General features: G+C 69.3%; 10 protein-coding genes. 4 read left to right on the top strand and 6 right to left on the bottom strand.

What is annotated here, in order from left to right; translation table 11 throughout:
- Positions 1 to 299 precede the first annotated feature (299 nt).
- The 3 genes from ACIRVF_RS42805 to ACIRVF_RS42795 all read right to left on the bottom strand — a co-directional run bounded on the left by ACIRVF_RS42805 (position 300) and on the right by ACIRVF_RS42795 (position 1,752).
- Positions 300 to 488, bottom strand: a complete 189-nt coding sequence (locus ACIRVF_RS42805) for a hypothetical protein (RefSeq protein ID WP_402830639.1) — start codon at positions 486 to 488, stop codon at positions 300 to 302.
- Positions 489 to 849: 361 nt separating this feature from the next.
- The gene (locus ACIRVF_RS42800; protein WP_402830636.1) at positions 850 to 1,140 is read right to left on the bottom strand and encodes a hypothetical protein; all 291 of its coding nucleotides are present in this window, start codon (positions 1,138 to 1,140) and stop codon (positions 850 to 852) included.
- A 234-nt stretch (positions 1,141 to 1,374) separates the two neighbouring features.
- Positions 1,375 to 1,752 (bottom strand): hypothetical protein, encoded by a 378-nt coding sequence (locus ACIRVF_RS42795; protein WP_402830633.1) that lies wholly within the window; start codon positions 1,750 to 1,752, stop codon positions 1,375 to 1,377.
- Between the two features lie 343 nt (positions 1,753 to 2,095).
- On the opposite strand from ACIRVF_RS42795, the gene ACIRVF_RS42790 reads away from it, so the two are divergent.
- Positions 2,096 to 2,590 (top strand): hypothetical protein, encoded by a 495-nt coding sequence (locus ACIRVF_RS42790; RefSeq protein ID WP_402830630.1) that lies wholly within the window; start codon positions 2,096 to 2,098, stop codon positions 2,588 to 2,590.
- 253 nt (positions 2,591 to 2,843) lie between these two features.
- On the opposite strand, the gene ACIRVF_RS42785 is transcribed toward ACIRVF_RS42790, so the two are convergent.
- On the bottom strand, positions 2,844 to 3,506 hold the full coding sequence (locus tag ACIRVF_RS42785) for a hypothetical protein (protein WP_402830627.1): 663 nt from the start codon (positions 3,504 to 3,506) through the stop codon (positions 2,844 to 2,846).
- A gap of 527 nt (positions 3,507 to 4,033) precedes the next feature.
- On the opposite strand from ACIRVF_RS42785, the gene ACIRVF_RS42780 reads away from it, so the two are divergent.
- From ACIRVF_RS42780 to ACIRVF_RS42770, 3 genes are all read left to right on the top strand, one after another.
- On the top strand, positions 4,034 to 4,621 hold the full coding sequence (locus ACIRVF_RS42780) for a hypothetical protein (RefSeq protein ID WP_402830624.1): 588 nt from the start codon (positions 4,034 to 4,036) through the stop codon (positions 4,619 to 4,621).
- Between the two features lie 13 nt (positions 4,622 to 4,634).
- Positions 4,635 to 5,240, top strand: a complete 606-nt coding sequence (locus ACIRVF_RS42775; RefSeq protein WP_402830622.1) for a hypothetical protein — start codon at positions 4,635 to 4,637, stop codon at positions 5,238 to 5,240.
- 760 nt (positions 5,241 to 6,000) lie between these two features.
- Positions 6,001 to 6,174, top strand: a complete 174-nt coding sequence (locus ACIRVF_RS42770) for a CsbD family protein (protein WP_402830620.1) — start codon at positions 6,001 to 6,003, stop codon at positions 6,172 to 6,174.
- A 348-nt stretch (positions 6,175 to 6,522) separates the two neighbouring features.
- Here the strand turns inward: ACIRVF_RS42770 and ACIRVF_RS42765 are convergent, their stop codons facing one another.
- Positions 6,523 to 6,960, bottom strand: coding sequence for a hypothetical protein (locus ACIRVF_RS42765; RefSeq protein ID WP_402830617.1), 438 nt, complete (start codon positions 6,958 to 6,960; stop codon positions 6,523 to 6,525).
- Positions 6,961 to 7,194: 234 nt separating this feature from the next.
- The gene (locus ACIRVF_RS42760; protein ID WP_402830615.1) at positions 7,195 to 7,557 is read right to left on the bottom strand and encodes a hypothetical protein; all 363 of its coding nucleotides are present in this window, start codon (positions 7,555 to 7,557) and stop codon (positions 7,195 to 7,197) included.
- Between the last annotated feature and the right edge of the window lie 169 nt (positions 7,558 to 7,726).

Genomic DNA, 7,726 nt, shown 5'->3' with positions numbered 1-7,726 from the left:
GATCGGCGGTCGCCAAGACCCCCTCCTTACGATCCGCAGTCGTAGCCGAAGCGAGCCGGCACCGATCCGAGAGACGGGCCGCGCGGGGGCCGCTCCTCCCCGCCGACCCCTCCGGCCTGCGCAAACACTCGTCAGCCAATCGTCAAATAACCTCAAAATTACACAAAACGGACATCACTATCCGCCGTCGTACACCGCATTCACATGTGAGGGCACTCACTAATCAGGCGCCCGCCACATTACCGACCGACCCACCGCCACCACGCTGAGTCAACACCAGGTGACCGCCATTGAGACCGTCACCACACCCGGCCGAAGATCGCGGACATGCCCTCATGTAGGCGACACGCGACGCTGATGCGGTCGCCGGAGTCGGAGGCCGCATCGGTGCGAGCGGTGTAGTCGTCGACCTCCGGATCGGTGCCGCCGGGCACCGGAATGCCGAGCCGCGGGGCACTCGACCAGCTTTTCGACCGCGTCGAGCTCACCGGGGCGCAGCTGAGCAAGGGCGTGCTCGGCAGCGTCGGAGACGAATAGGCCCGCGAGCGGCAGGGAATCTGCCCGGCCTGCGGCCGTCCCCCTGGTGAAGCGCGCGCGACCCACGCGGGCGTAGTCCCAGCGAAGGGGCGGGTACCGGCAAGCGGCCGGTACCCGCCCCTTCGCTGTTCTATCCCGGACCGTCCCACCTGCGTACTGCGGTATACCCCAAGGTGTGTCCCAGAGGCGGTGCCTGTCCGAGTCCGTCGACCGAGCTGATGCTCGATCTGCTATGCCGACTCGGAGTCCCTCTCGGCGACGTCCAGCTGGTCGGCAAGGGCCTGTTCGTCCTGGGCGGCCCGCACTACCCGCTCAGAGTCCCCCGTGGCGAGGCCATCCGCGCTCAGTGTCGCGGTCCGCGGCGATTCGGCGCTCAGTGTCGCGGTCCGCGGCGGCCTCCGGATCGGCCTGCCGCAGGCGCTCCTCCGCCTGCTCGATCTGCTGTGCCAGCTCATCGTTCCCCGTGGCGGCTGGCTGGGCATCGGCCGCGGAGTGCTGGAGCGTGACGCCGTTGGCCAGGGCGGGAGTGGCTCCGAACAGGGCCATAGCCGCGAGAGTCGACGCAGCGGCCAGGGACAGCCCGGTGACGAGCTTGCCGGTCATAAAAGGTCTCCTCCGTCAGGGACGCGGTGATCACGTCGCCCCGAATCACGACCCATAGCCGTCCGCGGTTCAGCGGCCGGAGAGGACGAACATCACGTCACCTCGGTTGAACCCGAGAGCGTTGGGGCCCCGTTTCGCGCGAACGGCACGCACAGCCGGCAGCCCGATCACGAGTCGTCCGGCGCGGCCGGGCCGTTGCCGAAGCAGGGCGAGGACAGGAGCGCCAGCGAGCGGCTAGGGTCGCGCGCTGGCATGCCGTGCCCGCCTTGATGGAGTGTCGACCGGGGCCTGGCCGGCGACGCTCCCGTCGGCACGGGCAGCCCCGGACTGCTCGGCACAGGCGATGGACTGCTCGCCTCCATCGGGACCGAACTGACCGCGCACCGCGACCGCTTCATCGGAGTCCTGCGCGCTGAACAGAGCGAGGCAGCCAAGCTCCGCGAGGACAACGCCGCGCAGCAGCACCGGATCGAGGAACTCCTCGCCGAACTCAGCCAGGCCCGGCTCGACCTGGTCCAGGCAAACCGTCCCCGGCCACCGGCCGGACCACACCAGCAGCCCGGCGGCGAACCCGATGCCGCTCCGGAGGCGCCCGAGCCCGCCCCCGACCACACGGTCGAGGCCGACGACGGGGAGGGCTGTTCTCCTGCACCTGCCGGGACAGACAGCCCGGACCGAAGCACCCTCTGGGCCGCAGGCGCGGAGCACGAGAGGACACGGGCATGACCGTGCTCCTCGTCGAAGCCCAGCGTCCGTCCCAGGACAGCATGCTCTGCGAAGCCGCCCAGCAGCAGTAGGAAATCGTTTCCCTCGGCGGTCGACCGCGGGCATCATGCCTGCTGATCCACAGCTGGGCGAAGGGACACGACGAGTGCCGCAGGTGTCTGGGAACGGACAGATGGCGTTGACAGAAATGTGGCAGCAGCACTGGCCGGAGTGTCCTCCCATCGGCCACATGCTCCGCGAGAGGTATCGAGATGTATGGGTCCGATTCCACAGCTTGCCGGGCTCGAAGCGGTACGCCGATAGCGAGACCGAGTACGCCATCATCCTGGAACGCCACAACACTGTCCTGGACGAGCTGTTCACCGGCGCGGACGTCTATGTGATCACACCGGCCTGGACAGCGGAGCCCGACGTTCCTAAGCACCAGCCGGACGCGGACTACTGGCAGACCTTGCTGACGGAAGACGATCCGAACCCGGAGTTTCGGACCTACACTCACCTCTTCGCCATCCGTCGGCCTTGGCAGCACGGATGCATCGACCCCCTGCTACGTGAGGTTGCGGACTACAAGACGGCTGGCGTCCTCATCGCCAACGCCCGAATGGAGCGCATCTACCACCCCTATGACGGCGGTGCGGACGTTCTCCTCCCCGCCCCCGAAGAGCGGGACCTGCTTCGCGACCGGCACTCCTCCTGGCTCTCCAGCCACCCAGCCGGGCTCTGAGGGGCTGCCGACTCGGCGCAAGAGGCGGATTCCGGCCCGAGGTTCCCGGCCTCAGCAGGCGGCCACTACCCCTAGGCGGGGCCGCCGGCTGCCGTCGACTAGGCCGCGGGCCCGACTGAGAATTCGGGGGCGGGACGTCTGGGGTACCGGCCTTCACTGTCAGGCCACCAACTCGGCCTGCGGGTCGCGAGTGCACAGGTGGGCGGTCGGACAGGCCGGGCAGCCTCGGGCATCGACAAGGTGGGCGACGGAGTCAAACAGCTCCTGGGCCCCGCTCGACGGAGCCGACGCCGTTGAAGGTGGCGTACTCCTGCTCGGTGCCCGTGGTGCCCTCGGCAAGGTGAGCACGCAGGTAAGCAAGCGCGGCGAATTCATCCGGCGGCAGGCTCCCCGGGGCGACCGGGATGCAGACCTTGGGCACCAGCGCACTGGCCAGATCGCCGCCGAATAGCCACGGGTCGCCGGGCTTGGCCGGCTTCCCGACGACCACACGCAGCACTACCTCCTCCTGATCGCTGGGCTCGACCAGGACGCCACCGGCGGCATGGAGCTCGTGGACAGCGCTGCGCACGTCCGCAGCCGCGCGCTGGTCGCCGATCATCCCGGCCAGCTCGGCAACCGGCAGGTGACCGACGCTGCCGTCGGGGCGGCGCAGCTGAAGCACGCCCTGGTCGACGGCGAGGTCCAGCCACAGGGCCTGGACCGGGATCTTCGTCCCGTACAGCGAGGCCAGGCTGCTCATACGCCGGGTCATGGCGACGGTCTCCGGGCTGAGCCGCATGTCCTGCATGGCCCTGTCGTAGGCGTCGGGAGCCAAGGCCATCCACTGGTCGTAGCCGGGCGGCTGGAACTGCTGCAGTGTGTACTCGGCCGTTCCCCTGGTCCGGCGCGGCTTGCTCGCCTTCTTGCGTCCCATCCCCGTCCCCTGCCTCGCGATCACGCTGACCGGCCCATTGACCACCCGGGCTGCGGCGGTGCGGTCGCTGTCACGCTGCGCCCTGCGCGGATGCCGACCGCGGCAGCTGCTGGGGTGGTGTGCAGCGGACCGGTGTGGCGGCAGGCAGCGCGATGGCGTTCGCTCGGTTGGCGGGCGTGCGGGTGAGCGCTGGTGATTGGGGGGTGTCCTGGCCTTTGGGGCAGGGCGAGGGGACTCGGCCTACCAGTCACTCTCGTCGCATAGTTCACAGTTCTCTATTTCTCTCACTTTGAAGAGGTATCGGAATTCCGGAATCCGGCATTCGCGGGTGCCTGAATTAGGTGGCTATTGTGGCATTTTTCGCCCCGCCAGGCTCACGCGTCGCTCAATTCTTTTGATTGTCCTTGTCGGAACTTCGTCAAAGTCTCAGGATGGGTTTCGCCCGGAAAACGTCCGGGCGGAACGACTCGCAGGATTCAATTCCGAGGGGAACAAAAAGGCGGAAGGCGTTTTCTCGAATCGGTGCAGTGGTCGGCGCCGGAATGCTGGCCGCCCTGGCGGCGCCGCAGGCGCTGGCTGCGCCGGTGGCCGTCTCACCAGTGGCCGCGGTTACCACACAGCTTCCGGCTGGTGCGGACCCCAGCCACTGGACCATCGACCGCAAGGCTCCGGCGGCAGCCCTGCCCCAGGCCTCGGCGCCCCAACACATCACGCCGACCGGAAAGTCGCCGGAGCGGCCGACCGACGCTTGGGGCGAAGTCCGCGATTGGAGCTACCACGGGCAGGTCTGCGGCACTGACGTGATCGACGCGAACAGCGGACCCGGTCCCATGACCCTGACGCTGACCCAGACCCGCACGACGGCAACCCAGTGGACGGCAAGCGCGTCGATCGACGTGTGGAAGATCTCCGCCAGCGCCGGCTTCAACGTGACCGACACCGTCTCGAACACCGAGTCGGGCTCGTACCAGGTTCCGGCCGGGAAGTTCGGGAACCTGCAGGCCTACCAGCTCTTCGACTACTACACCTACAGCATCTACGAGGCCGGCGCCTACGTCGGAGACGGGGAGGTGAAGAAGCCGGTAGGCTACTGCTACAACGCCTGGATGAACTAGGAGAGTTGAGCATATGCGGCGATCCAGCCGGTTTCTGGGGGCGGTGAGTCTCGTCGCTACAGCCGTTCTGACGGCCGCGTGCACCGACGACGGGACGACACCTCAGCAACAAAGCGGTCCCTGGCTTCTGGACGCGACGGCAGCCGCGCCAGTGGACTCCGTCGTCCAGCGCAGCATCGACGCCCCGCCCGCCAAGGGCACAGCCAAGGTCCTCGGCATTGCCGATGTCGCGGGCACCAGCGTCGTCCTCGCCGTCAGGAACGGCACCTGCCAGGTGGCGCTCCTGCCGGACGGGCTGACCGAGCCGACCGCCACCGCCCCCGACTCCGTCGGATCGCCGCGTCCCACCGCCAGCTCCTTCGCGGACACACACGTGGACTTCCCCGGGAATGTTCTTGCGGGAACATATACCCAGGCGTCCGCCCAGCTGAGCCCCTTCAAATTCACGACCATCGGCTGCGGCGAGAAAGCCATGACGGTCAAGATAGAAGGGATCGGAAGCTCCGCCCAGGTGCAGAAGAAAACTGGCGACTCGCTACGTTCGTGGAAAAATGGGCCAGACGTACTTCTGGCTGTCGGAACCCCTGAAGCAGTCCGCCAGGCCCCGACGTCCGGATGACCACAGCCCCGCACTGAGGGCGCACTCCTACGGGAGTGCGCCCTCTCGCCGTATAGGCAGACACTCAGCTGCGGGTGACGTAAATACGCCCATGCGGGGGTCGCGAAGCGCGGCCACGCGCGCCTGCCTGGCCTGCGGCTGCGCGTGGCACGTCCCCGATCCCGATGCGAGCACCGGACGGCGCGGCGAGGAGCGGCCGGTGACGGGTGCGGTGCGCTGCGGCGGTCCGGTGGTTCTGGCGGTGTACGCGGTCCGGACGGGACAGCTGTGGCGGCTGGCGGAGACGTGCGCACGGTGCGCGGCCGCCACTTCCGGCTGCCGGGTGCTGGCCAGCGCCGTGCCCGCGGCCCGCACCGCGCCCGTCGAGGCGGGCCCGTTCGGGGGGAATTCTTCGCCGGCCCCGGCAGGGAAGGGCACTCGGACGGCACGGCCAGGCCGGACGTGGCGGCGGCGTTCACCGACCACGGCCCCCTCCCCGCGAACGAGCCGCCCTCCCCCGCCGCCCGGCGGCCGTTCCCAGTGCCCGCGACGCCTCACCTGCGGAAACGCCCCGGCGCCCGAAGCGGTGGGGGAAGATCGCACAGCGGATCGTTCCCTGCGACCTGGAGCCCGAGATCCCCGGCCGGGCCCTCGACCCGCTCCGCACCCCAGATCCCACCAACGCGGCATACGGCTGGACGGCACCGGTCGGGCGGCATACCAATGGACTGGCAGGGCACACGGCCAACGGACAGACCGTTGGCGGACGAGGGAGAACGCGATGAGCGCTTCGGACAAGGCTTCGAACATCGGCGACAAGGTCAAGGGCAAGGCCAAGGAGACCGCGGGCAAGGCGGTCGGCAACGAGCGCCTCGAGGCCGAGGGCAAGGCCGACCAGGTCAAGGGCGACGTGAAGCAGGCCGGCGAGAAGGTCAAGGACGTGTTCAAGCACTGACGCGCCCGCGGTCAAGGGCTGGGCACCTCAGGAGAGGGGGTGCCCAGCCCTTCGCCATGCCCGCAGGCATCCCACCCCGTCCCCCGCACCGCGAGCAGGCTCGGCTCCGGGTGCCCGCAGGCCGACTGTCGGCGCCCAGGCGGGCACAGGGACGATGGACTCGTGGTGCGCGCCGCATCCCATTGCCCGCGGCGCGCACCACGAGCACGTCTCCAGCGCGAAGACCCACTGACGACCCGCTGCCGCTGGCCGGCCTGCGATGCAGTCGGCGCCGACGGGCCACCGCGAGCCACACACCGTCTCGACCACGGGCAAGCCGCCCGGCTCCGCGGCGATACCAGACGACGGTCAGCCGCGCCGGCGAAGGTGGAAGGCGACGTCCGAGGACGTCTGGCCGGCCAGGAGCACGAGAGGCTCCAGCAGCCCCTCCCAGAGCGCGTCGGTGCCCACGGGCTGCGCCTCGGTCAGCCGGCTGACGGCCGCCGGCTCCCGGGTCAGCGGTGAGGGCAACATCGGATCGGCGAGGCATTCGTAGACGCCCTCCACCCTTGCCAGCAACTGTTCGCGGCGCTCCTGGGCGGATTCGACGGACTGGGCGTCGCGTGCAGTCAGCAGGGCCGGAACCGGAACGGACAGCGCGGCGTGCAGCTGCCCGAGCGTCGGCTCGCCGGCCAGCCCCGCCACCACCTGGTCGGTCAACGGAGGCTTGCCGTCGACCACCCGCTCCAGGACGGCGATACCGAGCACGGTGTAGGCGCTGACACACGGCCACATCACCTTTTCCACCGCATCGGTGTACCGGAAGGAGGCACGGCGCACCTCGCCGAGCGCCCGCGACCGGAAGGTGAACCGGGCACCGTCACCGAGGTGCTGGCGTGATCGGACAACCTGTGCAGGTGATGCGGGAGCGCCGGACGCGGACCTGAGGTCCCGCAGGTGGGACACCTTCAAACTCCTGGTGGCGCCAACTCGGCCCGTCCGGGCGGGGCCGGACTTCGGACTTCACCGGCGGAACAGGGGTCAGCGGTCGGCTGGCGGTTGCTCCTTGAAGATCCCCAGCCGGAGCGCGCGGCCGGTGGCCAAGATGGCTGCCAGGGTGGCCAGCGGGAAGGCGGCCATGCCCGTCCACATGGCCGTGGTGGCGCCGTCGTAGCCGTCGGCGCCCATAACGGCGGCGAACCCGATCGCGAGCGTGGCCACCGGCCAGAACCCGACCTTGGCGCCGAGCAGGAGCAGCACCGTCACGGTGAGCAGGCCGACGACGGCCGCGCCAACGGGGAGCGCGGCCCACAACCAGGCCATCATCTCGGAGTAGCCCCCGAGCACGGCCACATGGTGAAGGGAGGGCAGGGACGGCACCAGCGCCAGGACGCCAAGGGCCATGGCTCCGTAGGCGCAGGCGATCCAGGGTGCCTGGGGTCAGTCGTGCTGCGTGAGGGGATCACTCATGGTCCGACGCTAGTGCTACTCCGCGGAAGTTCGTGGAGGGGTGTTGGGCTTGGCGGCGTATTCGTCGGTGAGGATGCTGCAGGTGCACCAGTCACCCGTACAT

The sequence above is a fragment of the Kitasatospora sp. NPDC101157 genome (assembly GCF_044768255.1).
GTDB lineage: Bacteria > Actinomycetota > Actinomycetes > Streptomycetales > Streptomycetaceae > Kitasatospora.
The sequence above is the reverse complement of the archived record's forward strand: the minus strand, read 5'-3'. Positions and strand labels throughout refer to the sequence as shown.